We start from the raw sequence: 22,596 nt of genomic DNA on the forward strand, positions 1-22,596 counted from the left end.
CCCTGGACCGAACTGGGTTCAGGCTGCCTCGGAGAGAGCCTCGCGGCCGCGGATGAAATCCGCTGCCTTCTCGGCGATCATCAGCGTGGTCGCATAGGTGTTGGCGCTCGGCATGCCGGGCATGATCGAGGCATCGACCACCCGCAGCGCCTGCATCCCATGCACCAGCAACCGGTCGCTCACCACCGCGCTCGCGTCGGTCTCCGGCCCCATCCGCGCCGTGCCGATCAGGTGGTAGGTCGTGCTGCCGTTCTTCTTGGCGAAGTCCAGCAGTTCGTCGTCGGTCTGCACGTCGGGGCCGGGCAGCGTCTCGGCATCGACGTATTGGCCGAGCTCAGGCGTGCCCAGCATCCGCCGCAGCAGCCGCATGCCTCCGAGATGCACGCGGATATCCATCGGGTCCGAGAGGTAGTTGGGGTTGATCTCCGGATCCTCGAAGACATTGGTGCTGCGGGCGCGCACCCAGCCGGTACTCTCCGGCCGGTGCTGCCAGGCGCCGGCGGTCACGCCGGGCACCTCGTCCAGCACGTAGACCTTGCCCTCGGCATAGCTGCCGGGGGTGAAGACGCATTGCAGGTCGGGCTCGTCCAGCCCCTCGAAGCTCTTCCAGAAGACATGCACGTGGCTCGGCGCGGTCGCCAGGATGCTCGGCTTGCCCATCGCCCAGCGGGCGATCTGCCCGCCGAGCTTAAGGCCGCGCGCCAGCTCGTTCAGTGTCTCCACCCCCGGTCGCGCCCGCATGACGAAGCGGGACGCGTAGTGATCGCGGAAATTGGACCCCACGCCGCGCAGCGCGTGGACCACCGGCACGCCGAGCCTGCCCAGCAGATCGGCCGGGCCGACGCCGGATACCTGCAGCAGCCGCGCCGTGTTCACAGTGCCGGAGGACAGGATCACCTCCCGCCGCGCGCGCACCTCCTGCGCTGGCGCGGAGGGTGCCGCGACATACCGGACGCCGACCGCCCGCTTGCCCTCGAACAGGATGTGGCTGGCGCGCGCATTGGTGCGGACTTCCAGGTTGGGCCGCGCCAACGCCGGCTTCAGGAAGGCGACCGCGGCCGAGACGCGTCGCCCCTTGCGGATGGCCCGCTGGAAATAGCCGACGCCGGCTTGGTTGCCGGAATTGTAGTCGACGCAGCGGGGAATCCCGATGCCCTCGCAGCCCTTGATGAAGGCTTCCGACAGCGGATGGATCCAGTCCATGTCGGTGATCGGGATGCCGTCCTCGTTCCGGCCGCGGCTGTCGTCGCTGACGCCGATGCGGTTCTCGGACCGGCGGTAATAGGGCAGGCAATCCGCATAGCCCCAGCCGCGGTTGCCGCGCTGCGCCCAGTTGTCGAGGTCGGCCGGCTGGCCGCGGTTGTAGATCATGCCGTTGACCGACGAGGAGCCGCCCAGCGTCCGCCCCTGCACCGTGCTGATCCGCCGGCCGCCGGTCATCTCCAGCGGCTCGGTCTTGAACTGCCAGGTGACGCCGGGATCCGCCAGCGTCTTGATGAAGCCGGCCGGGATGTGGATGAAGGGGTTGCGGTCGGGCGGACCGGCCTCCAGCACGCAGACGGTGAGGTTCGGGTCGGCGCTCAGCCGGTTGGCGAGAACCGACCCTGCGGCGCCGGAGCCGACAATGACATAGTCGAAGGTATCGGCGTCGCTCATGCCGTGGATCTTTCCTGGTTCGCGCTCATTCTACGAAGCGGACCGAGACCGTGCCAAGCCGGCCGAAATCGACACGCACGGCATCGCCTGGCTCGATCGCCAGCGGCGTCGCGCAGGTGCCGGTGGTGACGAACTGCCCAGCCCGCAGCGTGGTGCCCAGCCGCGTCATCTCGTTGACCATCCAGGTAAGCGCGATGCGCGGGTCGCCCAGCACGTTGGCGCCGACGCCCTCGCGCTCGTATCGCGTGCCGACATGGGCGAGGCAGGTCGCCGCCGCCAGGTCCAGCCCGCGCCAATCCTCGGCGGCCGGGCCCAGCACATGCAGCAGCGCGCAGGCATTGTCGGCGATCAGCTGCGGCCCGCCGGCGGCGGTGAAATCGGCGAAGCGGCTGTCCGGCACCTCGATGCCGATGCGCAAATCCCCGACGGCGTCCATAACCTCGTCCCGGATGTATGCGGCCTCCCGCGGCGCCAGGTCGCGGGCGAGGGTGAAGGCGAATTCCGGCTCCGCCACCAGCATCGCATTCCCCCGCAGCGAGATCTCGGCGCCATCCTCCAGCACCATTCCGGCGACGTAGCGCCCGACCAGTGGGCCATCGACATTGATATGCCGCTGCCCCGCGACATTGGTCGCGGCGATCTTCCAGCCGAGGATCTCGCCCGGTACCACCCTCGCCTGCACCGCATAGCCCTCGGTGCGGGTCTTCGGCCGGATGGTCGGCGGCAGCGCCGCCATCCGCGTGCGCGCCGCCACGTGCCGGCGCAACGGCGCGGCAGCGGCCTCGATGGCCAACCCATCGAGGCTCATGCCGGGCTCCGCAACGCGCGGAAGAAGGCCTGCACCTCGGCCGCCAGCGCCGCCGGGTGTTCCATCGCGGCGAAATGCCCGCCTTTCTCCATCACCGTCCAGCGGCGGATATCGGTGTAGGCGCGCGCCGCCAGGCTGCGCGGCGGCCGCATGATCTCGCGCGGGAATTGGGCGTAGCCGGTGGGCACGTCCACCGTCCGGCCGTCCGGGATCGGCCAGGGCCCGTGCATCCGCGCGTAGTAGGGCCAGAAGGACGCGCCAATGCCGCCGGTGAACCAGTAGAGCGCGATGTTGCCGAGCATCCGCTCGCGGTCGATGGCGCTCTCGATCCGGCCGTCGTTGTCGCTCCAGGCATGGAATTTCTCGGCGATCCAGGCGGCGAGGCCGGCCGGGCTGTCGACCAGCGCCGCGGCCAGGGTCTGCGGCCTGGTGCCCTGGATCCACTGGTAGCCGGTCTCCTCTTTCATCCAGTGCTCCAGTTCGGCCCGATAGGCCGTCTCCTCCGGCGTCGGCGTCCCGGTGAAGATCGAGGCGTCGCGGCGGATCGCCAGCAGGTTGACGTGGATTCCGATCAGCGCCTCCCGTTGCGTCGCGCCGAGGGCGGCGGCGATCATGCCGCCCCAGTCGCCGCCCTGCGCCGCATAGCGCTTGTAGCCGAGCACCCCGGTCATGAGGTCGTTCAGGCAGGCGGCGATGTCGTGCACGCCGAACCGCTTCTGTCCCGGTGCGAAGGAGAGGCCGTAGCCCGGCAAGGATGGCGCGATGACGGTGAAGGCGTCTGCCGGGTCTCCGCCGAAGGCCGCCGGATCGGTCAGCCGGGGGATGATGTCGAGGAATTCGAAGACCGAGCCGGGCCAGCCATGCATCAGCAGCAGCGGCGTCGGGTTCGGCCCCTTGCCCGGCACCTGCAGGTAATGCAGGTCGATCCCGTGCAGCGGCACGGTGTACTGCGGGAAGGCGTTGAGCGCGGCCTCCTGCGCCCGCCAGTCGAAGCCGTCCCGCCAATGCGCGACGAGCTCGGCCAGGTAGGCGGCGCTGGTGCCGTAGGTCCAAGGGTCGCCGCCGGGCGGGATCGGCGCCTGGTCCGGCAGCCGGGTGCGGGCCAGCCGGTCGCGCAGCTCGGCGATGGCCTGCTCCGGGACGGCCAGCGTGTAGGGCTGGGGCTTGGAAGCCATGGGCGCATTCCTCCTGGCCGCCGAGGATGCGCCGGGCTCGGGCCATGGGGAAGCCTCGATGCCGGTCGGGCAAGGCTGGACAGGGAAGCGGTTTTCTCGTGCCGGGCCCCGGCCATGGGTTCTTTCTGGGTCGGCAGTCGCCGCGCGGCAGGCGCCCGACCGACAGAAATGGGCATGGGGTTCAGGGGGTACTTTCCCCCGACCCACCCGTCCCCCAGGATCAAACCAAAGCTTCCTGGGAGGAAAAGACGATGCGCCGAAGCGATGACCGCATCCTGTGCACCCACACCGGCAGCCTGCCCCGCCCGCCGGCGCTGACCAAACTCTATGCGAGGCGCGCCGCCGGTGAAACAGTGGACGAAGCCGCCATCGACACCGCCGGCCGCGCCGCGACACGCCATGTCGTCCGCCGGCAGATCGAAGCCGGCATCGATGTCGGCAACAACGGCGAGCAGATGCGGGAGGCCTTCTTCCTCTATGTCCGGCACCGCATGTCCGGCTTCGGCGGCGGCTGGACCCGCAAGACCTTCGCCGACGTGGCGCGCTATCCCGGTTTCCAGGCCTGGGGCGACGCTACCGCCTCAGGACGCCCCAATGTCAGCAACCGCGACGGTGTGCCCGAGGCGGTGGGTGAGGTCCGCTATCTCGATCCCGCCCTGGTGCAGGCGGAATGCGACGAGTTCCTGACGACGCTGACGGAGGTCGCGCCGCAGGGTTTCGCCGAGGCCTTCATGACAGCGCCCTCGCCCGGGATCATCGCCGCCGCCATGCGCAACCGGCACTACGACACCGAGGATGCCTACTTGGCTGCCCTCGGGAAGGCGCTGCAGGTGGAGTATGAAGCGATCGTCGGTGCTGGCTTCGTGCTGCAGATCGACGCGCCCGATCTGGCGATGGAGCGGCATCTGTCCTACCAGGACCGCCCGCTCTCGGCCTTCATCGACTTCGCCGACCGCGTGGTGGCGGTGATCAACGCCGCGCTGGCGAATATCCCGCGCGACCGGGTGCGCATCCATGCCTGCTGGGGCAATTACGAGGGCCCGCACGACTGCGACGTGGCGATGCACGACATCCTGCCGGCGATCGGCCGTGCCAGGGTCGGCGGCTGGGTGCTGCCCATCGCCAATCCGCGCCACGCACACGAGTACCGCTGCCTGAACGAGTTGCCGCTGGACGACGGCCAGGTGGTGGTCGCCGGTGTCATCGACCCGCTGACCAATTTCGTCGAGCACCCGGAGGTAGTGGCCGACCGGCTGGAGCAGGTGGCGCGGGTGATCGGCGACCCGACCCGGGTGCTGGCCGGCACCGATTGCGGCTTCGACACCTCGGCCGGGCGCGGCCGGGTGGCGGAGGACATCGTCTGGGCAAAGCTGGCCGCGATGGCCGAGGGCGCGCGGATTGCCTCGCGCCGACTCGGCCTGAAGGGCTGAGCCTCAGGACGCCGCCATCGACCCCACCGTCGCCAGCAGCCCCATCTCCAGGCTGGTCTTCGCCCGCACCCCCAGCACCGCCGTGGCGGCCGCCGGATTGCCGAGCGAGGCACGGATGTCCCCGGCCCGGGCCGGGCCGAAGGTGATCGCCAGCGGCCGGCCGTCCAGCCGCGCCAGGGTCTGCGCCAGTTCCAGCACCGAGGTCGCCCGCCCGGTGCAGACGTTGAAGACGGTGGCCTGCGGCGCCGCATGCAGCACCTCCATCCCCGCCATTAGGTGGCGCACTACGTCCTCGACATAGACGAAATCACGGGTTTGCAGCCCGTCGCCATGCAGGGTCAGCGCCTGGCCGGCGCCGATGCGGGCGGCGAAGATCGAGATCACCCCGGAATAGGGCGAGGCCGGGTCCTGCCGCGGGCCGAAGACGTTGAAGAAGCGGAAGCCCATGGTCGGCACGCGGTGCACCGTGAAGGCGACCCGGGCATGCAGTTCCGAGCCCAGCTTGTCGGCGCCATAGGCGGTGTTGGGGGCGGGGACCGCGCCCTCGTCGATCGCGCCGTCGCCCTGGTCGCCGTAGATAGCGGCCGAGGAGGCGTAGACCACCGGGATACGTCCCGCCTGCCGGGCGGCGTCGAGCACGGTGACGGTGCCGGTCTGGTTGGCCCGGTGGGTGCCGAGCCAGTCCTCGTTAGACCGCGCCACGCTGGCGATGGCGGCCAGGTGGAAGACGCCGGCCGCGCCGGCCAGGACCTGGCCCATCAGCGCCGCATCGGCGACGTCGCCGACGATCAGTTCGGCCCGCGCATCGAGGTTGCGGCGATGCCCGGTCGAGAGGTCATCGACCACCCGGACCTGGTGGCCGCCCGCCAGCAGCGCATCGGCCAGGTGGGACCCGATGAAGCCGGCGCCGCCGGTAACGACATAAAGGGACATGGGTGCACTCCGCCTTGACCCGACCATCCCTGCGAATGGCGGGCCAGTCCAGTTTCGCAGTTTGCCGTCAGTTCCGGCGGAATCGCGCAAGGTCGGCGCCGCGTCCCGCGGCATGCGTGGCTGCCGCTGCCCGGCCGCGGGCCGGAAAAGGGATCGCCGCGGCCGGGGCAGGGGCCCGGTCGCGGCGAGGAATATGCTCTGGTCTCAAGGGCCGCCCTTTGCCCCGCAAGACCGGGCCAAGGTGGGCGGCAAGCTGCAATGCCAAGCGGGAGGCAGAGGGGAACTTCGCCTCTCCCCACCTGTATGGCGCAGCCCGGCGGTTTGCGATGTGCGCTGGCGCACACTCCTCACGCCTTCGCGTTAACGCTGCCGCCGCGGCGCGGCAGGCGTGGCGCCGGCAGCAGGCCGAGCCGGATGGCCAGCAGCCCAAGGAGGACGAAAGCTGGCGCCGCGGCGGCGGCGGCTGGCCAGGGCGCCAGAAATTGCGGGATCGCTGCCGCCCCGGCGATCGCCAGCGCCAGCAGGGCGACGGCGCCATGCGGGTAGTCCGCCCGCGCCCTGCGCTGCGACAGGATGGCGAAGACCACCAGCCGCACGCCCTGCGCCAATACCGTCGCGGCGATCGCGCCGGCGATGCCGAAGCGGGGGATCAGCAGCGCGTAGGCGGCGATCGCCACCGCCCCGGCCAGCGAGTTCACCAGAAAGGGCATCCGCCCGGTGCGGCCGATATAGGCGCCGATATTGAACAGGCTGCCGAAGCTCTGCAGCACCAGCGAGATGACCACGAAGGGCACCATCGCCGCCGCCGGGTGGTAGGCGGGCGGCGTCGCCGCCAGGATCAGCACCGGCCCAGCCAGCGTCGCCACCGCGGCGGCCAGCAGCGTCACCGCCGCCCCGGTGCCGGCCAGGCGGGCCGAGTGTCGCGGCCCGTCCGCCCCGGCCCAGACCCCGAGCCGGCGCGGATACCACCACAGTTCGAAGGGCTGCATCAGGAAGGCCATGGCGAGCGCCAGCTTCGAGGCCAGCGCGTAGTGCCCCAGTGCCTCGGCCGGCACCGAGCCGGCGAGGAACCAGCGATCGGCGGTGCCGAGCGCGAAGGAGGCGAGGCCACTGCCGATCAGCGGCACGCCATAGGCCAGCAGCGGCCGCCAGGCCGCCGGCTGCATCCGGATGCCGGTGTCCCGCGCCTGGCCGGCCAGCAGCACCACCGCCGCCATGAGGGACGCCGCGGCGCCGGCGCCGAGCATCCCGGCGATCCCGAACCCCTGCCAGAGCAGCAGGCCGAGCAGGACGGTGTGCAGCGTGCCGCGCAGGATGACGATGAAGGCATAGGCCGCCGCGCGGTTCTGCATCCGTAGCCAGGCAAGCGGCACGCCGATCGCCGCCTCCAGCGCCACGGAAATCCCGAGCAGGATGACCTCGATGGGCAGCGCCGGCAGCGGCAAAAGGGCGCCCAGCGGCGCCGCGGCGAAGGCGCCGGCCAGGCCGATCAGGGTGACGACGATGGCCAGGCCAGTGACCCGGGCGGCGCCGAGCTTTCCCTCCGCCCCGGGCAGGCTGGCGAAGCGGTAGAGCGTGTCGACCAGCCCGGCGCCGGCCAGCACCGCGGCGATCTCGGCGGCGGAGGAGAGCAATTCCAGCCGGCCGAATTCGGCCGCCGGCAGCAGGCCGGTGATCAGCGGCAGCAGCAGCAGGCCGATCCCCTTGGTCCAGCCGGTTGCCCCGGCATAGAGCAGGGTGGCGCGAAGCCCGTCCGGCAGGGCCGCCCAGCGGGCACGGAACATGGTCAGGCCCTCCGGCAGCCGGCGAAGACCTGGCCCAGGCGCTCGGCCTGGTAATCCAGGGTGAAGCGGTCCAGCAGCCGCTGCCGCCCGGCGGCGCCGAGGCGTCGACGTTCCTCCGGTGCCAAGCCGGCCAGCCAACGCAGCCCCTCGGCCAGGGCGTCGGCATCGGCGGGCGGGATTAGCCGCCCGGTCTCCGCCGTCACCATCTCCTTGTTGCCGGTCACCGTGCTGGCCAGGACCGGCAGTTCCATCCCCATGGCCTCCTTGACCGAGACCGGGGAGGTGTCGCGGTCGCCATTGGCGCAGATCACGTAGGGCGCAACGAAGCCGGCATAGGCCGGGCCGTGCTCGGCGATCCAGGTGGACGGCCTGGGGCCGAGGAAGCGCATCCGGTCGGCGACGCCGCGCGCCGCGGCCAGGGCCTGGAGCTCGTCCAGCAGCACGCCGGCGCCGACCGCCTCGACCACCGGGCGCTCGGCTTCCGGCAGTCTGGCCAGCGCCTCGATCAGCACCGGATAGCCCTTCTGCTCGGACAGCCGGCCGATCGCCAGGATGCGGCCGTTGCTCGGCGGCGGCGTGGCAGGGCGGCGGAAGCGGGCGGGATCGACGCCGCAGGGGATGACATGCACCGGGGCGCCGGAAGTCATGGCCAGGAAATCGGCCCTCATGTCCTCGCAGGTGGCGATCACCGCATCGGCGGCGGCCAGCTTCACCGGGATATCGGCCGGGGCGCCATAGACATCGTAGCCATGCGACATGAAGCTGCAGGGCAGCCCGGCCAGCCGGGCGGCGACGATGGCGATCGCCCCGGCGCCATGCGCGTAATGGGCATGGACATGCTCCACCCCCTCGCGCCGGGCGACCAGGGCGGCGCGCGCGCCGGCCAGCAGCAGTGACGGGACCGACAGCGCCTTCTGCGCCCGACAGAAGGCCAGCGCCCGGGCCAGGCCGGCCGGGTTGGCCAAGGCACCAAGCATCGCGCCGAACAGGGCCGCGCCCCGCGGCTGGGCGCCGAGCACTACCGTCTCGCCGCGGAACACCTCGTCCTCCGGCTGGCAAGGGCCGTCATAGGGGGCGATCGCCAGCGGCACGACGCGGTGGCCGCGCGCCCGCAGCGCCCGGATCTCGTTGCTGATGAAGGTCTCCGACAGCACCGGGAAGGCCGCCAGCACATGCAGGGTGGCGACGGGAGCGTTGCGGGCACCATCGGGCATGGCGGGCGGAATCCTCTGGCCTCGCCAGGATGGGCTTGCCGAAATCGGTCCAGCGGCCGTGCGGGGCCTTTGGCCGGCGCTGAACCGCAACCTGTGAGTGATTCTACTTATTTCGCAACCCTATTTCCAGGACATTGCCAGTCCCGCATTTTGCGACGCAAGCGGCAGGCGGAACCGGCATAAGATTTGCTCCACTTTTCGTGATCTGGCCCGATGACCAATACGGGTCGAGAGGAAAAGACCGCGCGATGCCGAATCTGCCCAGCGCCTGCATCATCGTTCCGATGCGCGACGTCGCGCCCTTCCTGCACAACGCCCTCGCCTCGATCGGCGCGGACCCGCGGCTGGAGATCCTGCTGGTCGACGACGGCTCGCGCGACGGTACCGCCGAGCTCGCGGCCGGGCTGGCCCGGCAGGACCGCCGCATCCAGCTGCTGCCCGGCCAGGGCCGCGGCCCTTCCGCCGCCCGCAACCTTGCGATCGGCGCGGCCCGCGCACCGCTGGTCGCCTTCCTCGACGCCGACGACTGCTGGCGGCCCGGCAAGCTGGACCGCCAATTGGCGCTGCACCGGCGGCATCCGCAGCTCGGCTTCTCCTTCACCGACTACCGGCACGTGACGCCGGAGGGCGAGGACCGCGGCAGCTGCTTCGGCTACTGGCCGCATTTCGCCGCGCGGCATGCGCCCACCGCCGGCGGCCCGGCCTTCGAGCTCGGCGCCGATGCGCTCGCGCAGATCTATGCCGAGAACGTGGTCGGCACCTCGACCGTCGTCGCCCGCACCGACCTACTGCGCCAGGTGGGCGGCTTCGGCACCGCTTGGGGCTCGGCCGAGGACTGGGACCTTTGGCTGCGGCTAGCGGCGCTGGCCCCGGTCGGCTGCGTGCCAGCGATGCTGACCGACTACCTGATGCACCGGCCCGGCGCGGTATCGCGCAATGCCGGCAAGCGGGCCCGGGCGATCGCGGCGATCGCCGCCGAACACCGCGCCGCCGCGGCACGGCTGAACCCGGCCCTGGCCCGGGCCGGCGAGGCCGGGCTGCTTGTGGCGGCTGCCGAGGCGGCGGGGCGCCGGCGTGCGGCGCTGCTGCTGCGGCTGCGCGCCCTGGCGATCGCGCCGAGCCGGCGCGTGGTGCGGGAGGCGATCCGTGGGGTCTTCAGCGGGCCGGCGGGCGCCCCGGCGTGATGCCAGGGGCGGGTGGGACCTGGCCTGCCGCGCCGCAATTCGCCATGCACGACCCTTCGGTGCATATCAGGACACTGGTTGCACCCAGAGGATACCGGGCGATGCCGCAGGGCCCCGAATGCAGCGTGGTGATCCCGGCCCGCAACGCGGCGCCTTGGCTGGGAGGCAGCATCGCCTCGATCGGGGCGAAGGCCGCGGTCGAGATCCTGGTGGTCGATGACGGCTCGACTGACGGAACCGGCGAGCTCCTCGGCGGGCTGGCCGCGGCGGATGCGCGGATCGTGCCCCTGACGGGGCCGCGCCGCGGCGCCGCGGCGGCGCGCAACGCGGCGCTGGCGGTGGCCGCGGCGCCGCTCGTCGCCTTCCTCGACGCGGACGACCGTTGGCGCCCAGGCAAGCTCGCGGCCCAGCTGGCGCTGCATGCGGCGCGGCCGGAACTCGGCTTCTCCTTCACCGACTACCGCCACGTGACCGAAGCCGGGGAGGACCGCGGCACCTGCTTCGGCTATTGGCCGGGCTTCCGGACGCGGCACGGCGCCTGGCTGGAAGCCTTCCTGCTGGGCCCGGATGCGCTGGCCCAGTTGTTCGCCGAGAATGTGGTCGGCACCTCCACCGTCATGGTCCGCACCGCCTTGCTGCGCGAAACGGGCGGGTTCGACGAGTCGCTGCGCCAGGCGGAGGACTGGGACCTGTGGCTGCGGCTGGCGGCCCGCGCGCCGGTCGGCTGCGTGCCGCTGGTCGGCACCGACTACCTGATGCACCGGCCGGGCAACCTGTCGCAGGACACGGCCGCACGGGCGGCGGCGCTGCGGCTGGTGGCCGCGCGGCACCGGGCGGCGGCGGCGGGGCTGGACCCTGGCGCGGCGCGGCGCTGTGCCGCACGGCTGCTGGTCGCGGAGGCCGAGGCGGCGGCGGCGGCCGGGCAGGGCTGGCGGGCGGCGGGCAAGCAGGTTCAGGCATTGCTGCAGGCGCCGGACCGTCGCGCGGCGCGGTCGGCCGCGGCGGCGGTGCTGCGGGCGGCGACCGGGCGTGGCCTGCGCCCGGCGTGACGCGACGGCGGGTTTGCGGAATCCTGCCGGTCCGACCATCGGGGATTCGGCATGACCGGCGTCACCATCTGGCACAACCCATCCTGCGGCACCTCTCGCACCGTCCTCGCGCTGCTGCGGGCGGCCGGGATCGAGCCGACCGTGCTGCACTACCTGAAGACGCCGCCGGACCGCGCGACCCTGGCGGCGACCATCGCCGCGGCCGGGCTGACCCCGCGCCAGGTGCTGCGGCCGAAAGAGCAGGCCTATGCCGCGCTCGGCCTCGACGATCCCGGGCTGGACGATGCGGCGCTGCTGGACGCGATGCTGGCGTACCCAATCCTGATCCAGCGGCCCTTCGTCGTCGCCCCCGACGGCACGCGGCTGTGCCGGCCGGTCGAGCGGCTGCGGGAAATCCTCCCCGCCGTGGCTATAACGGCAGGCTGACCACGATCGCCGCGCTGGCGATCACCGCCGGGTCGTCCTTCGCCGGGTCCGGGATGTCGAGGCCGCCCTTCACCGCCCTGGCCGTCACTTTACCATAGGGCAGGGAGGCCACGACCCGGTCGAGATCGACCCGGTCCGGCCGCTGCACGCCGATGGTGACGGCGACCATCATGTCGGCCGGGGGCACCTTGAGCGCCCGCAGCATGGAGAGGGAGGAGTGGTGCAGCGCGTCCTGCACCGCCCGAAGCGCCGCCTTGGTGTAGTCGCCGCCGTGCAGGTCGTTGCCGCTGCCCATCTCCAGGATGACGCGACGGAGGGTCTTGCCGGTCATGCCGCGGCTCCTTCGGGGAGGTCGAGGAAGACCTCGGCCGCCGCCTGGGCCAGCAGGGTCACGCCGCTGCCGTCCTCGGTGGGGATAGCGAGCCCGCCCTCGACCACCTCGACCGTCCCCGTGCCGTGCGGCAGCACCGCGAGGACCTGGGCCTTGTCCACCCGCTCGGGGTGCGGCACGCCGATCGTCACCTTCACCCGCATGCTGTCGACATCGACGCCCAGCGCATGGGTGATGGTCAGCGAGTTGTGCCAGAGCGCATCGCGCAGCGCCCGGACCGCGGCCTTGGTCGGCTCGCCTCCGCGGATATCGGTGCCCATGCCGATCTGCAGCACCATGCGCGCCTCGGCCATGCCTCGCCTCCTGCCGTTTCCCGGCCGGGAGTGTCCCGCGCCGGCAGGCGGGCGTCCATGCCTTGCCCCTTGGCCTCCGGCTACAGGTCGGCCCCGGCGCGGCGGTAGACCGCCAGCAGCCGCGTCACTCCGGCCTCCCGGCCGAAGCGCGCGGCGATGGTGACCCGCGCCGCGGCACCGATCGCGGCCCGGGCCGGGGCGTCCAGCGCCGCCCAGGCGGCGAGCCTGGCGGCCAGCGCCGGCAGGTCGTCCGGCGGCGCCAGCCAGCCGTCGACGCCGTCGGTGACCAATTCGGGCAGCCCGCCGAGGCCGAAGGCGGCCACCGGCACGCCGGCTGCCATGGCCTCCAGCGCCGCCAGCGGCAGGCCCTCCGCCCGGCTGGTGATGGCCAGCAGCCCGACCTCGGCCCAATGCCCGGCCATGCCCGGGACGGCGCCGCGGAATTCCACCCGGCCGGCGGCGGCGGCCTCGACCGCGGCGCGCTCCGGCCCGTCGCCGAAGGCGAGGTAGTGCGGCCCGGGAACAAGGTCGGCCAGGGCGGCGAAGCGGTCCGGCCCCTTCTCCGGCACCATCCGGCCGACGAAGGCGATGGTCAGCGGCCGCGGGCCGGGCGCGGCGTCCGGCAGGGCGACGAAATTGGGGACCACCTCGGCCCGCCAGGGCAGTCGCCGGGCGATCTGCCGGCTGACCGCGACGCGGGCCGCCAACCCCGCGGTCCAGCGATCGGCCAGGTCATAGAGCCCGACCGCACCGGCCGGCCGTTCCCCGGCATGGAAGCTGCTGGCCACCGGGATGCCGGCCAGCCGCGCGGCGATGCGGCCCAGCAGGTTGGCCTTGTAGCCATGGGTATGCAGCAGGGCAGGGCGGCCCTGGCGCAGCCGGCGACGCAGGGCAGCGAGGCCACCCGGCAGCGCCTCCCACGGCACGCCCGCGGCATCCAGCCGGTCGCGCAGCGGGTGCGGGCCGAAATCGGTCAGGAAGACCACCCGCGGGGCCTGGCCGGCGGCGGTCAGGCCGGCGGCGAGTTCGGCCACATGGCTCTCGATGCCGCCCAGGCCGGAACTGTCCAGCAGCAGCCAGATCTCACGGGTCATCGCTTCTCGCATTTTGCAACGCAGCTTGCGGCATTGCGTCCAGCAGGGGGGGCGGACTCGCAGGGTGCAGCCGGCAATGCTGGCATAGAGGTTGCGATTAACCCCTTCGAAACTGCTTTCACAAGGACTGCCGCCATGACCGCCTCCCTCTCGAACGACCGCTCTGGCCTCCGTCTCCAGGTCTCCGGTGCGCTCGATGGCGAAGGCGCCCTGGCGCTGCGGCCGATGCTGGAGCAGGTGGTCACCGGGACCATCGGCGACGTGGTGCTGGACATGTCCGCGGTCGGCTTCATGGATGGCTGCGGCTTCGGCGCGGTCGCCTTCCTGTTCAAGCGGCTGGCAGCGCAGGGCCGCTGCATGACGGTTGAAGGCGCCACGACCCAGCCGCTGGCGATGTTCCGCAAGCTCGGGCTGGGTGAGGTGCTCGGCCTGCCAGTCCCGCCGCGCCGTAGCTTCGGCTTCGCCGCCGCGCTTGGCCTCGCGCGCGCCGCCTGAGCTTTCCCTGGCCTGCATTCTTTCGCAGCGACCGGTTTTTCCTCTACTCTGACGCGATGCGCCTGGCGTCCATTTTCCTGTTGCTGCCCCTCCTGCTCGGCGGCTGCGGCTTCCCGCGCGCCGGCGCCGGCGGCATGGCCGAAGTCCGCGCCCCCAAGGCGGAGGACAGGGACGGCGTTGCCGGGCTGCATCTCCGGCTCGCCTGCGAGGTGGACCGCACCGACGTGCTGCGCGAGGCGCTGGGCGCCCGCGGCGTGCTGACCGGGCGGATCGGCCCGGCGCATGACCTGGCGATCCGCGCCCAACGCGAATTCTATGGCGGTCTGCATGGGGATTCGGCGAGAACGCTGGATCGGCTGCAAGCCGAGCTCGTCGCGCTCGCCCCCCTGCTGCCCCCCGGTGTCCCGCTGCCATCCGAGTGCCCCCCCGCATGATCCGCCGCATCGGTCACGCCCTGCTGCTCCTGCTGCTGTTGCTGGCCGGCCCGCTGGTGGCCTCGGGGACTGCCTTGGCGCAGACGACCGGCACCGCGCCGGCGGGCGACCAAGCCACCGCCGCACCGGGTCCCGTGGTCCGGCTGGCGGTCGGCGACGTGCTCCAGGTCGTGCTGCCCGGCGAGGACAGCTTCGCCAACACCGTCCAAATCGACCGGGAGGGCCGGATCGAGTTGCCCGAGGTCGGCCCGGTCGCGGTCGCCGGCCTGACCCTGCGGGAGGCGCGCGAGCAGGTGCGGGGTATCCTGTCGCAGCGCTTCCGCGATTTGTCCCGCTTCAACCTGCTGCTGCGCGAGCGCAAGCTGCTGATCACGGTGGGCGGCTACGTCCGCACCCCGGGGCCAGTGGAACTGCCGCGCGGCGCCAACGTGCAGCAGGCCATCACGTCGGCCGGCGGGCTGCAGCCCGGCGCGCAGCTCGACCGCATGCAGGTGCGGCGGGACGGCCGCACCATCACCTTCGACTACAAGCGCTATCTCGATACCGGCGATTCCAGCCTGTTGCCGACGCTGCGGACCCTGGACGAGGTCTTCGTTCCGGTCTCTCCCTTGACCGGCAATGTCGAGGTGCCCTTCGATTCCGCCGCGCTGAACCGTCAGGGCGATGCCGGCACCGACGCGCCGTCGATCCGGGTGTTCGGCGAGGTGAACGCGGCCGGCACTTTCGCCTGGAAGGAGGGCATGACGGTGATGGATGCCCTGATGCGGGCCGGTGGCGTCAGCCGCTTCGCCGGCACCGAGCAGGTCCGCATCATCGCCGGCAACGAGCCAAAGCTGTTCAACCTGAAGACCTTTCTCGACACCGGCGACCAGCGGCTGAACCCGCGCATCGCCGGCGGCACCACCATCTTCGTGCCCGTGCTGACCGAGGAGGTGAAGGTCGGCCCGCGCGTGGTTTACATGATGGGCGAGGTGCAACGCGCCGGCGCCTACGAGGTCCGCCAGGGCACCGGCTTCTTCGATATCCTGGCCAATGCCGGCGGCCCGACCCGCTTCGCCGAGACCCGTCAGGTCCGCATCATCCGGGCCGACGGTAAGACCATCGACTTCTTCGACCTCGGCGGATTCATCGAGAAGGGCGGCGGCCGGCCGCCGGAGATCAGGCCGGGTGATGCCGTCTTCATCCCGGAGAAGACCCAGGGCGAGCAGACCGCGGCCTGGCTGCGGGTGCCGACCACCCGTGCGGTGCGGGTGATGGGCGCGGTGCGGCAGCCCGGCCGGTTCGAATGGTCGGACGAGATGTCGCTGCTCGACCTGCTGGCCCAGGCCGGCGGGCCGAACGAGCGGGCCGATACCTCCGCCGTGCAGATCCTGCCCGGCGACCGGGCATCGCCGGTGCGGTTCGACCTGCAGAAATTCCTCGAACAGGGCGGCCGCTTCGCCGCGCTGCCGGTGATCCGCGGCGGCTATACCATCACGGTGCCGGAGCAGCTTTCGGCGCCGAACGACACCCGCGGCACCTGGCTGCGGCAGGAGGCCGAACGCAGCATCTACGTCATGGGTTCGGTCGGCGCGCCCGGCCGCTACGCCTTCGATGCCAAGCTGTCCTTCCTCGACATCCTGTCGGCGGCGAACGGGCCGACCACCGCGGCCGACCTGCAGAACATCCGCATCACCCATCGCGGCGAGGGGCGGGACCGCGTCTCCCGGGTCAACCTGGCCAATTACTTCGAGACCGGTGACGATCTGCTGATGCCGCGGATCCGGCCGGGCGACGTGATCTACGTGCCCGACCGGAATCGCAACTGGTTGGAGACGCCGGCCAGCAACGTGGTCCGGGTCCTCGGCGCCGTCGGCAAGCCCGGCCGCTATCCGATCACCGAAGGCATGACGATCCTCGACCTGCTGGCCGAGGCCGGCGGCACCGGTGGCACGGCGCTTGATACGCGGATCGTCGTGGTCAACCTCTCCTGCTGCGCCAACGAGGCGCGAACCTTCGATCTGCAGAAATTCGCCCGCACGGGCGATTTCGCGATGCTGCCCGTGGTCCGCCCGGGCGACACCGTCTACGTGCCGAGCACGGCGCAGAGCGAATGGCGTATCTTCTTCGAGGGGTTCCGCGACGTCATCAGCCTGCTCTCCGTCGTCGCCCTGCTGAAGGTGCTCTGACCATGCCGAAGGACCTGCCGCCCGAGGCGCTGTCGGAAGAGATCGAGACGGTCTGGCGCAGCCTGGTCGCCAGCGGGCTGCAATGCGTGGCGGTCACCGCGGCGAACAACGGGGAGGGCACCTCGACCATCGCCGCCGCGCTGGCCCGCCGCGCCGAGCATGCCGGAAAGACCGTGCTGCTGGCCGAGATCTTCGCCGACAAGCCGACGCTCGCCACGCGCTGCGGAATGCATTTGCCGCCTGGCGAGCCGGTGCGGATCGGCGCCGAGGGCTTCAGCGTATTGTCGGTGCCCGCCCATGCGCCGGCGAACTGGCAGCAGCGCGACTTCTTTGCCTGGCAGATGGCGGCCTGGCAGCGCGACTACGACATGGTGGTGCTCGACCTCTCGCCGGTGCTGGCCTCGCCCGCCCCGGGGGAGGCGATGGGGAGCCTCTCGGTCGCCGCCTCCGCGGCCTGCACGCTGATGGTGGTGCTGGCCGGCAAGACCAAGGCGGAGGCGGTGAAGCGGGCGCAGGACCGGCTCGGTCGCGCCGGCGCCAACCTGCTCGGCATCGTGCTGAACGATCGGGAGAATCCCTCGCTCCGGGAGGAGATGGAGCGCGAGGTTGGCCGCATTGCCGGCTTCCTGCCTGGCCTGGCGCGGCGGCTGCTGGCGCGCGTGCGGCGGCTGCCGGTGCTGGGCGTGGAGATCTGACGCAGGCCAGCCGGCGCGCCGCAGGTCCCAAGCGCCATTCGCATGCTGCGACGCCACCTGCGAGTCGGCGGCGCCAGCCCCCCGTCACCCAGCCCGCGGAGTTCCCGGATGACCAGCTTCGCCGCCCTCAAGCGCAGCATCAAGGCGCAGGAGACCCCGGCGGCGCGCACAGCCTGGGCCACCATCCAGACGGTGCGCGGGGCGCGGGTGCCGCTGGTCCGGCCGCTGCACCGGTTGCTTTATGCGGCGCACCGGACGTTTGGTGGCCTGGCCTCGCAGTTCATGCGGGCGGCCTGGTGGACGCCGATGTTCCTCTCCCGCGTCGAGACGCCGTCGCCCGGCCTGCGGCTGGAGGGCGGGATGCCGCTGGTGCTCGGCCCGCTGCGGCTGCGGCTTGGCCGTGACGTGCGGCTGTCCGGCGCGTCCACCCTCTCGGGCCGGCCGGGCAGCGACCCGGCGCCGCTGCTCGAGGTGGGCGACAACATCGATATAGGCTGGCAGACCACGATCGCCGTCGGCAGCGTGGTGCGATTCGGCAACAATGTCCGGCTGGCCGGGCGCAATTTCCTGGCCGGCTATCCCGGGCATCCGCTGGACCCGGTGACGCGCGCCGCCGGCGCCCCCTGCACCACGGCGCAGATCGGCGCCATCGTGCTGGAAGACGATGTCTGGCTCGGCACCGGGGTGACCGTACTGGGCGGCGTCACCATCGGCCGCGGCACGGTGGTCGGCGCCAACAGCGTCGTCACCAAGGACCTGCCGCCGATGGTACTGGCCGCGGGCAACCCCTGCCGCGTCATCCGAAGCATCCCGGATGCGTGACGGCGTGCTGCGCGACCTCATCGTCTTCGGCGAGGACTGGGGCGCGCACCCCTCCTCGACCCAGCACCTGATCCGGCATTTGGCGCCGGGCCGCCGGGTGGTCTGGGTGAACTCGATCGGCTTGCGGCGGCCGAAGTTGTCGGTCGCCGATCTCGGCCGGGTCGCCACCAAGCTGAAGCGCGCGGTGGCCGGCGGCGGCGCGCCGGAAGCGACGCGGGAGCCGGCACCGTTTCCGCTGGTGAATGCTCTGGCCATCCCGATGGCTGAAGGCGCGCTGGGCCGCGCCGCCAATCGGTGGCTGATCGGCCGCGCGGTCCGCGCCGCGGCAGCGGCGGCGGGCTTGCGGCGGCCTGTGGTCTGGGCCTCGCTGCCCTCCGCCGTGCAGGCGCTGGGAGCACTGGGGGAAAGCGCGGTGGTCTACTACTGCTGTGACGATTTCGGTGCGCTGGCCGGGGTGGACCATGTGCCGGCGCTACGGATGGAGGAGGAGCTTGCCGGGCGGGCCGACCTGATCCTGGCTTCCAGCCCGCTGCTGGCGGCAAAATTCGACACAGCCAGGACACATCTGCTGCCGCATGGCGTCGACTACGATCGATTCGCCACGCCGGTGCCGCGCGCCGCCGATATGCCGGAAGGCGGGCCGGTGGCCGGCTTCTACGGCACGCTGGCGCCCTGGCTGGACCTTGGCTTGGTCGCCGAGGTGGCGCGGCGGTTGCCGCAGTGGCGCTTCGTGCTGATCGGCCATCCGGCGACCGACCTGTCACCGCTGCAGGGTTTGGCGAACGTCGTGCTGTTGGGTCCGCGGCCACATGCCGCGCTGCCATCCTATTCGCAGCACTGGACCGCCGGGATCATCCCCTTTGTCGACAATGCCCAGATCCGCGCCAGCAACCCGCTCAAGCTGAGGGAATACTTGGCCGCGGGCCGGCCGGTGGTGAGCACGCCGTTTCCGGCGCTGCAGCCCTACATGGCGCTGGTGGCGGAGGTGGAGGGGCCGGCGGCCTTCGCTGCGGCGCTGGAAGCCGCACTGGCCGACCCGCCGGGGGCGGCGGCGATGCGGCAGGCGGCGGTGGCAGCGGAAAGCTGGGCGGCGCGGGCGGCCGACGCAGCGGTATTGATCGATGCGCTGCCTTGAGAGCAAGTCTATGGTGGGAAAAGCGTCCCTTCCCCAAACCTCGCCCTTCCTTTTTGTGAGTCTGGCATCCGCCGTGCGGCAGGTGCCACCCCACATAGACAGATGAGAAGTTCGGGGAGAATATCTTCTCCCCGAACTTGCTTTCTTTTACCCCACCACCCCCATCCGCGCCCGGAGCGGTGCCACCGCCGCATCCCCGGGCGCCACCGCCATCTGCCGGCCGCCCTGCCATTGCAGCAGCATCGGCCGAGCCCGCTGGTTCTGCCCCTTGTCGTCGAAACGGATGCCCCAGCCGTTCGCTGTCGCACCTTCCGCCACGTCGGTCGCCGCCAGTGCCGTGCGGATGCGCTCGCGGTCCGGCTGTGCCGCGCGCTGGATGGCATCGAAGGCGGCCCGGGCGCCGACCGCGTTGGACAGGCTGTGCCCCGAGCGCGGGTCGCTGCCGTAGCGCTTGCGATAGGCTTCGACGAAGGGCCTCACCCCCGGGGCCAAGCGGTCGTTGACCTCGAATTGCGGGACATCGACGTTCAGCGTGCCCTCAAAATCCGGGCCGACAGCATGCGCCGTGTCGGTCAGGCTGTAACCGGCGCCGGCGCCGACCACCATACGCGGCATCCAGCCGGCTTCCCGCAACCCGCGGTACAGCAGCAGGATGTCGTTCTGGTAGCCGGCATGCAGCAGCACCTCGACGCCGATGCCGCGCATCCGCTGGATCACCGGCGCCCATTCGACGCCGCGCGCCGCATAGCCCAGCTTTTCCGCCACGGTCAGGCCGCGGGCCTTGAGCGCCGCCTCCTGTGCCGCGGCGATGGACTGGCCGAACAGGCTGTCCTCATGCAGGACGGCGACCTTCAGCGCCGCGGCCGGCTGCCCCCAGGCGGGGGCGAGCATGTTGGCGATGGCGTCCACCCCGAGCTGGCCGATCTCGGCGGCACGCGGGCAGGTGCGGAACAGGAAGCGGAAGCCACGATCGGTGATTGGGTCGGCGACCGCGCCGAACTCGACATAGGGCACGCCGTGCAATTCGGCAGCCTGGGTCGCGGCGAAGGACAGCGGGGAGGCGCAGGTGCCGAAGACCGCCAGGGCTCGTTCCGGCCCGATCAGGCGCTTGAGCTCGGCCTGGGCCTGGGCGGCATCCACCGCATCGCCGCGGATCAGGCGAATCGGCTTGCCCAGCAGCCCGCCGGCAGCGTTGCGCTCCTCGGCTGCCAGTTCGAGGCCGCGGAAATGCTCGTCCCCAAGCAAGGCGAGCGACCCGGTGAAGGGGAAGAGGGCGCCAATGCGGGTGGTCTCGCCGGCCGGCTGCGCGGCGGCCCGGCCGGCCATGGCCGCCAGGGCGGCGAGGCCACCGAGCAGCGGGCGGCGGGCGGTCGTGGCCATGCCAATGCTTTCGGGGCGGGGTGGAGCGCCATGATTGTCCCCGCGCTGCGGCTTGCGCGCAACCCCACCCGCTGCTTGACGGGGCCGGGTCGCGCGGGGAACCTCCGCCCCCGCCGAACAACGAGGAACGCCATGCTGCCCCAGACCATGACCTACATCGATCACGGCACCGGCGGCGCGCCGGAGGTCCTGGTGCCGAAGACCGGGCCGCTGCCGGTGGCCAAGCCGGACGAGGTGCTGATCCGGGTCATGGCGACCGGGGTGAACCGCCCCGACGTGGCGCAGCGCAAGGGCGAGTACCCGCCGCCGCCTGGCGCCAGCCCGCTGATCGGCCTCGAGACCGCAGGCGAGGTCGTCGCCGTCGGCGCCGAGGCCGGTGCCTGGAAGCTGGGCGACAAGGTCTGCGCCCTGACCAATGGCGGCGCCTATGCCGAATACTGCACCGCCCCGGCGGCGCAGTGCCTGCCCTGGCCGAAAGGCTATGACGCGTTGAAGGCCGCCGCCCTGCCGGAGACCTTCTTCACCGTCTGGGCCAACCTGTTCGGTCATGGCCGGCTGCAGGCCGGCGAGACGGTGCTGATCCATGGCGGCACCAGCGGCATCGGCGTGACCGCGATCCAGCTGGCCAAGGCCTTCGGCGCCCGGGTCATCGCCACCGCCGGCAGCGCCGACAAATGCGTGGCGATGACCAAGCTCGGCGCCGATGTCGCGGTGGACTACAAGGAACAGGATTTTGTCGAGGCGGTGAAGGCGGCGACCGGCGGCAAGCTGGCCGATGTCGTGCTCGACATGGTCGGCGCCGACTACTTCAACCGTAACCTCAAGTGCCTGGCGATGGATGGCCGTTTGGTGATCATCGCCTTCCTCGGCGGATTCGAGGTGGCCAAGGCCGACCTGCGTCCGGTGATGACCCGTCGGCTGACGGTAACCGGCTCCACCATGCGGCCCCGCACCACGGCGCAGAAGGGCGCGCTGGCCGCCGAGCTGCGCGCCAAGGTCTGGCCGCTGCTGGAAGCCGGCACGGTGGCGCCGCCGATCTGGAAGGTCTTCCCGTTCCGCGAGGCCGCCGCGGCGCATGCGCTGATGGAGAGCAGCGCGCATATCGGCAAGATCATGCTGCAGGTGGCGGATTAGGTTGAGCGCAACCACCGCCGCTGCACCACGTGGCGGCCTGGCGGCGGGCCTGCCCTACCTGGCGGTCTCCGTCTGCCTGTTCGGCGGGGTGTGGCCGGTGACCAAGGCGGGACTGGCGCATGCCACGCCGCTCTGGTTCGCGTTCAACCGTGCGGCGATGGCGACGGTGGCGGCGGCGTTGCTGCTGGCCGTGCTCGGCCGGCTGCGCTGGCCAGACCGGCGCGACCTGCCCTGCATCCTCGGGATTGGCCTGTTCCAGCTGGGCGGCTTCTTCGCGCTGGCGCATCTGGCGCTGGAATTTGTCCCCGCCGGGCGGACCGCGATCCTGGCGAACGTAACGATCTTCTGGCTGATCCCGCTGTCGGTCTGGGTGCTGGGGGAGCGCGTCTCGCGCCTGCAATGGTGGGCGGTGGCGGTGGGGCTGGTCGGCGTCGTCGCGCTGATGAAGCCCTGGGATCTGGCGGGGCAGGGGCCGGGGGTGCTGCCGGGCTATGCCATGCTGCTGCTCGCCAGCCTGTTCTGGAGCCTGGCGATCCTGGTGACGCGCCGCTACCCGCCGAGCCGGCCGGTGCTGGACCTGTTGCCCTGGTGCTTCGCGCTGGGGTCGCTGCTGCTGCTGCCGCTGGCGCTGTGGCGTGAGCCGGCGGGCGGCATCGGGCCGGCTGCCTGGCCGCACGCCGTCTTCATCGGCGCCGTCGCTGCGCCGATCGGCACCTGGGCGACGATCGAGGCGGGGCGGAAGCTCTCGGGCATCGTCGCCTCGGTCGGCTTCCTGATGGTGCCGGCGCTCGGCGTCGCCATCTCGAGCCTCTGGCTCGGCGAGACGCTGGGCTGGGACGTGCTGGCGGGTGGGCTCCTCATCGGGGCGAGCGTCGTGCTGGCAGCACGCGGATAGG

The 22,596-nt window shown here is 71.8% G+C and carries 22 protein-coding genes; 12 read left to right on the forward strand and 10 right to left on the reverse strand.

Features of this window, described 5'->3' with window-relative positions; genetic code table 11:
• Nucleotides 1-18 precede the first annotated feature (18 nt).
• Genes ACFQS7_RS07940 through ACFQS7_RS07950 form a run of 3 tightly spaced genes read right to left on the reverse strand, consistent with a single transcriptional unit; the run spans nt 19 to nt 3,639 of the window.
• Complete coding sequence (locus ACFQS7_RS07940; protein WP_380066502.1) at nt 19-1,656, reverse strand: GMC family oxidoreductase; 1,638 nt, start codon at nt 1,654-1,656, stop codon at nt 19-21.
• A gap of 25 nt (nt 1,657-1,681) precedes the next feature.
• A complete protein-coding gene (locus ACFQS7_RS07945; RefSeq protein WP_380066503.1) occupies nt 1,682-2,464 on the reverse strand; it encodes a 2-keto-4-pentenoate hydratase in 783 nt (260 codons plus the stop codon).
• Nucleotides 2,461-3,639: an epoxide hydrolase family protein gene (locus tag ACFQS7_RS07950; protein WP_380066504.1), complete on the reverse strand. Its 1,179-nt coding sequence runs from the start codon at nt 3,637-3,639 to the stop codon at nt 2,461-2,463. Before ACFQS7_RS07950 ends, ACFQS7_RS07945 begins: the two co-directional genes overlap by 4 nt.
• 251 nt (nt 3,640-3,890) lie before the next feature.
• Between ACFQS7_RS07950 and ACFQS7_RS07955 the strand changes: the two genes are divergently transcribed.
• Nucleotides 3,891-5,069 (forward strand): cobalamin-independent methionine synthase II family protein, encoded by a 1,179-nt coding sequence (locus tag ACFQS7_RS07955; RefSeq protein WP_380066505.1) that lies wholly within the window; start codon nt 3,891-3,893, stop codon nt 5,067-5,069.
• Nucleotides 5,070-5,072: 3 nt separating this feature from the next.
• Here ACFQS7_RS07955 and ACFQS7_RS07960 read toward each other — a convergent pair whose 3' ends face one another.
• From ACFQS7_RS07960 to ACFQS7_RS07970, 3 genes are all read right to left on the reverse strand, one after another.
• Nucleotides 5,073-6,002 carry an NAD-dependent epimerase/dehydratase family protein gene (locus ACFQS7_RS07960; protein ID WP_380066506.1) on the reverse strand — a complete coding sequence of 310 codons (930 nt, stop codon included), beginning with the start codon at nt 6,000-6,002 and terminating at the stop codon, nt 5,073-5,075.
• A 347-nt stretch (nt 6,003-6,349) separates the two neighbouring features.
• On the reverse strand, nt 6,350-7,786 hold the full coding sequence (locus ACFQS7_RS07965; protein WP_380066507.1) for a lipopolysaccharide biosynthesis protein: 1,437 nt from the start codon (nt 7,784-7,786) through the stop codon (nt 6,350-6,352).
• Nucleotides 7,787-7,788: 2 nt separating this feature from the next.
• Nucleotides 7,789-9,000, reverse strand: a complete 1,212-nt coding sequence (locus ACFQS7_RS07970) for a glycosyltransferase (protein ID WP_380066508.1) — start codon at nt 8,998-9,000, stop codon at nt 7,789-7,791.
• A 248-nt stretch (nt 9,001-9,248) separates the two neighbouring features.
• On the opposite strand from ACFQS7_RS07970, the gene ACFQS7_RS07975 reads away from it, so the two are divergent.
• The 3 genes from ACFQS7_RS07975 to arsC all read left to right on the forward strand — a co-directional run bounded on the left by ACFQS7_RS07975 (nt 9,249) and on the right by arsC (nt 11,659).
• Complete coding sequence (locus ACFQS7_RS07975; RefSeq protein ID WP_380066509.1) at nt 9,249-10,184, forward strand: glycosyltransferase family 2 protein; 936 nt, start codon at nt 9,249-9,251, stop codon at nt 10,182-10,184.
• A gap of 101 nt (nt 10,185-10,285) precedes the next feature.
• The gene (locus tag ACFQS7_RS07980) at nt 10,286-11,233 is read left to right on the forward strand and encodes a glycosyltransferase family 2 protein (protein WP_380066510.1); all 948 of its coding nucleotides are present in this window, start codon (nt 10,286-10,288) and stop codon (nt 11,231-11,233) included.
• A gap of 51 nt (nt 11,234-11,284) precedes the next feature.
• Entirely contained in the window at nt 11,285-11,659 is a 375-nt protein-coding gene (arsC, locus tag ACFQS7_RS07985; protein ID WP_380066511.1) for an arsenate reductase (glutaredoxin), read from the forward strand.
• Here arsC and ACFQS7_RS07990 read toward each other — a convergent pair.
• The 3 genes from ACFQS7_RS07990 to ACFQS7_RS08000 form a co-directional block, all read right to left on the reverse strand.
• The gene (locus ACFQS7_RS07990; protein WP_380066512.1) at nt 11,643-11,990 is read right to left on the reverse strand and encodes a Lin0512 family protein; all 348 of its coding nucleotides are present in this window, start codon (nt 11,988-11,990) and stop codon (nt 11,643-11,645) included. The two genes, arsC and ACFQS7_RS07990, sit on opposite strands and share 17 nt — an antisense overlap.
• Complete coding sequence (locus ACFQS7_RS07995; RefSeq protein ID WP_380066513.1) at nt 11,987-12,343, reverse strand: Lin0512 family protein; 357 nt, start codon at nt 12,341-12,343, stop codon at nt 11,987-11,989. The genes ACFQS7_RS07990 and ACFQS7_RS07995 overlap by 4 nt, the downstream gene beginning before the upstream one ends.
• An 80-nt stretch (nt 12,344-12,423) precedes the next feature.
• The gene (locus ACFQS7_RS08000; protein ID WP_380066514.1) at nt 12,424-13,437 is read right to left on the reverse strand and encodes a glycosyltransferase family 4 protein; all 1,014 of its coding nucleotides are present in this window, start codon (nt 13,435-13,437) and stop codon (nt 12,424-12,426) included.
• Between the two features lie 135 nt (nt 13,438-13,572).
• On the opposite strand from ACFQS7_RS08000, the gene ACFQS7_RS08005 reads away from it, so the two are divergent.
• The 6 genes from ACFQS7_RS08005 to ACFQS7_RS08030 all read left to right on the forward strand — a co-directional run bounded on the left by ACFQS7_RS08005 (nt 13,573) and on the right by ACFQS7_RS08030 (nt 19,186).
• Nucleotides 13,573-13,932 carry an STAS domain-containing protein gene (locus ACFQS7_RS08005; RefSeq protein WP_380066515.1) on the forward strand — a complete coding sequence of 120 codons (360 nt, stop codon included), beginning with the start codon at nt 13,573-13,575 and terminating at the stop codon, nt 13,930-13,932.
• Nucleotides 13,933-14,012: 80 nt separating this feature from the next.
• A complete protein-coding gene (locus ACFQS7_RS08010) occupies nt 14,013-14,366 on the forward strand; it encodes a hypothetical protein (protein WP_380066516.1) in 354 nt (117 codons plus the stop codon).
• The gene (locus tag ACFQS7_RS08015; protein ID WP_380066517.1) at nt 14,363-16,534 is read left to right on the forward strand and encodes a polysaccharide biosynthesis/export family protein; all 2,172 of its coding nucleotides are present in this window, start codon (nt 14,363-14,365) and stop codon (nt 16,532-16,534) included. Before ACFQS7_RS08010 ends, ACFQS7_RS08015 begins: the two co-directional genes overlap by 4 nt.
• A gap of 2 nt (nt 16,535-16,536) precedes the next feature.
• Nucleotides 16,537-17,229 carry a hypothetical protein gene (locus ACFQS7_RS08020; protein ID WP_380066518.1) on the forward strand — a complete coding sequence of 231 codons (693 nt, stop codon included), beginning with the start codon at nt 16,537-16,539 and terminating at the stop codon, nt 17,227-17,229.
• A 108-nt stretch (nt 17,230-17,337) separates the two neighbouring features.
• On the forward strand, nt 17,338-18,051 hold the full coding sequence (locus ACFQS7_RS08025) for a hypothetical protein (RefSeq protein WP_380066519.1): 714 nt from the start codon (nt 17,338-17,340) through the stop codon (nt 18,049-18,051).
• Nucleotides 18,044-19,186 carry a glycosyltransferase gene (locus ACFQS7_RS08030; protein ID WP_380066520.1) on the forward strand — a complete coding sequence of 381 codons (1,143 nt, stop codon included), beginning with the start codon at nt 18,044-18,046 and terminating at the stop codon, nt 19,184-19,186. Before ACFQS7_RS08025 ends, ACFQS7_RS08030 begins: the two co-directional genes overlap by 8 nt.
• A 147-nt stretch (nt 19,187-19,333) precedes the next feature.
• Here the strand turns inward: ACFQS7_RS08030 and ACFQS7_RS08035 are convergent, their stop codons facing one another.
• On the reverse strand, nt 19,334-20,566 hold the full coding sequence (locus ACFQS7_RS08035) for an ABC transporter substrate-binding protein (protein WP_380066521.1): 1,233 nt from the start codon (nt 20,564-20,566) through the stop codon (nt 19,334-19,336).
• A 147-nt stretch (nt 20,567-20,713) separates the two neighbouring features.
• Here ACFQS7_RS08035 and ACFQS7_RS08040 point away from each other — a divergent pair, with 147 nt between their 5' ends.
• Entirely contained in the window at nt 20,714-21,700 is a 987-nt protein-coding gene (locus ACFQS7_RS08040) for an NAD(P)H-quinone oxidoreductase (RefSeq protein ID WP_380066522.1), read from the forward strand.
• Between the two features lies 1 nt (nt 21,701).
• A complete protein-coding gene (locus ACFQS7_RS08045) occupies nt 21,702-22,595 on the forward strand; it encodes a DMT family transporter (protein WP_380066523.1) in 894 nt (297 codons plus the stop codon).
• Nucleotide 22,596: the final 1 nt, after the last annotated feature.

Source organism: Dankookia sp. GCM10030260, assembly GCF_042666655.1.
Classification (GTDB): domain Bacteria; phylum Pseudomonadota; class Alphaproteobacteria; order Acetobacterales; family Acetobacteraceae; genus Paracraurococcus.

What these genes read in the sequence shown, in the direction of transcription:
- ACFQS7_RS07940 (WP_380066502.1), bottom strand. Translation starts at nt 1,656, where the DNA reads ATGAGCGACGCCGATACCTTCGACTATGTCATTGTCGGCTCCGGCGCC.
- ACFQS7_RS07945 (WP_380066503.1), bottom strand. Translation starts at nt 2,464, where the DNA reads ATGAGCCTCGATGGGTTGGCCATCGAGGCCGCTGCCGCGCCGTTGCGC.
- ACFQS7_RS07950 (WP_380066504.1), bottom strand. Translation starts at nt 3,639, where the DNA reads ATGGCTTCCAAGCCCCAGCCCTACACGCTGGCCGTCCCGGAGCAGGCC.
- ACFQS7_RS07955 (WP_380066505.1), top strand. Translation starts at nt 3,891, where the DNA reads ATGCGCCGAAGCGATGACCGCATCCTGTGCACCCACACCGGCAGCCTG.
- ACFQS7_RS07960 (WP_380066506.1), bottom strand. Translation starts at nt 6,002, where the DNA reads ATGTCCCTTTATGTCGTTACCGGCGGCGCCGGCTTCATCGGGTCCCAC.
- ACFQS7_RS07965 (WP_380066507.1), bottom strand. Translation starts at nt 7,786, where the DNA reads ATGTTCCGTGCCCGCTGGGCGGCCCTGCCGGACGGGCTTCGCGCCACC.
- ACFQS7_RS07970 (WP_380066508.1), bottom strand. Translation starts at nt 9,000, where the DNA reads ATGCCCGATGGTGCCCGCAACGCTCCCGTCGCCACCCTGCATGTGCTG.
- ACFQS7_RS07975 (WP_380066509.1), top strand. Translation starts at nt 9,249, where the DNA reads ATGCCGAATCTGCCCAGCGCCTGCATCATCGTTCCGATGCGCGACGTC.
- ACFQS7_RS07980 (WP_380066510.1), top strand. Translation starts at nt 10,286, where the DNA reads ATGCCGCAGGGCCCCGAATGCAGCGTGGTGATCCCGGCCCGCAACGCG.
- arsC (WP_380066511.1), top strand. Translation starts at nt 11,285, where the DNA reads ATGACCGGCGTCACCATCTGGCACAACCCATCCTGCGGCACCTCTCGC.
- ACFQS7_RS07990 (WP_380066512.1), bottom strand. Translation starts at nt 11,990, where the DNA reads ATGACCGGCAAGACCCTCCGTCGCGTCATCCTGGAGATGGGCAGCGGC.
- ACFQS7_RS07995 (WP_380066513.1), bottom strand. Translation starts at nt 12,343, where the DNA reads ATGGCCGAGGCGCGCATGGTGCTGCAGATCGGCATGGGCACCGATATC.
- ACFQS7_RS08000 (WP_380066514.1), bottom strand. Translation starts at nt 13,437, where the DNA reads ATGACCCGTGAGATCTGGCTGCTGCTGGACAGTTCCGGCCTGGGCGGC.
- ACFQS7_RS08005 (WP_380066515.1), top strand. Translation starts at nt 13,573, where the DNA reads ATGACCGCCTCCCTCTCGAACGACCGCTCTGGCCTCCGTCTCCAGGTC.
- ACFQS7_RS08015 (WP_380066517.1), top strand. Translation starts at nt 14,363, where the DNA reads ATGATCCGCCGCATCGGTCACGCCCTGCTGCTCCTGCTGCTGTTGCTG.
- ACFQS7_RS08020 (WP_380066518.1), top strand. Translation starts at nt 16,537, where the DNA reads ATGCCGAAGGACCTGCCGCCCGAGGCGCTGTCGGAAGAGATCGAGACG.
- ACFQS7_RS08025 (WP_380066519.1), top strand. Translation starts at nt 17,338, where the DNA reads ATGACCAGCTTCGCCGCCCTCAAGCGCAGCATCAAGGCGCAGGAGACC.
- ACFQS7_RS08030 (WP_380066520.1), top strand. Translation starts at nt 18,044, where the DNA reads ATGCGTGACGGCGTGCTGCGCGACCTCATCGTCTTCGGCGAGGACTGG.
- ACFQS7_RS08035 (WP_380066521.1), bottom strand. Translation starts at nt 20,566, where the DNA reads ATGGCCACGACCGCCCGCCGCCCGCTGCTCGGTGGCCTCGCCGCCCTG.
- ACFQS7_RS08040 (WP_380066522.1), top strand. Translation starts at nt 20,714, where the DNA reads ATGACCTACATCGATCACGGCACCGGCGGCGCGCCGGAGGTCCTGGTG.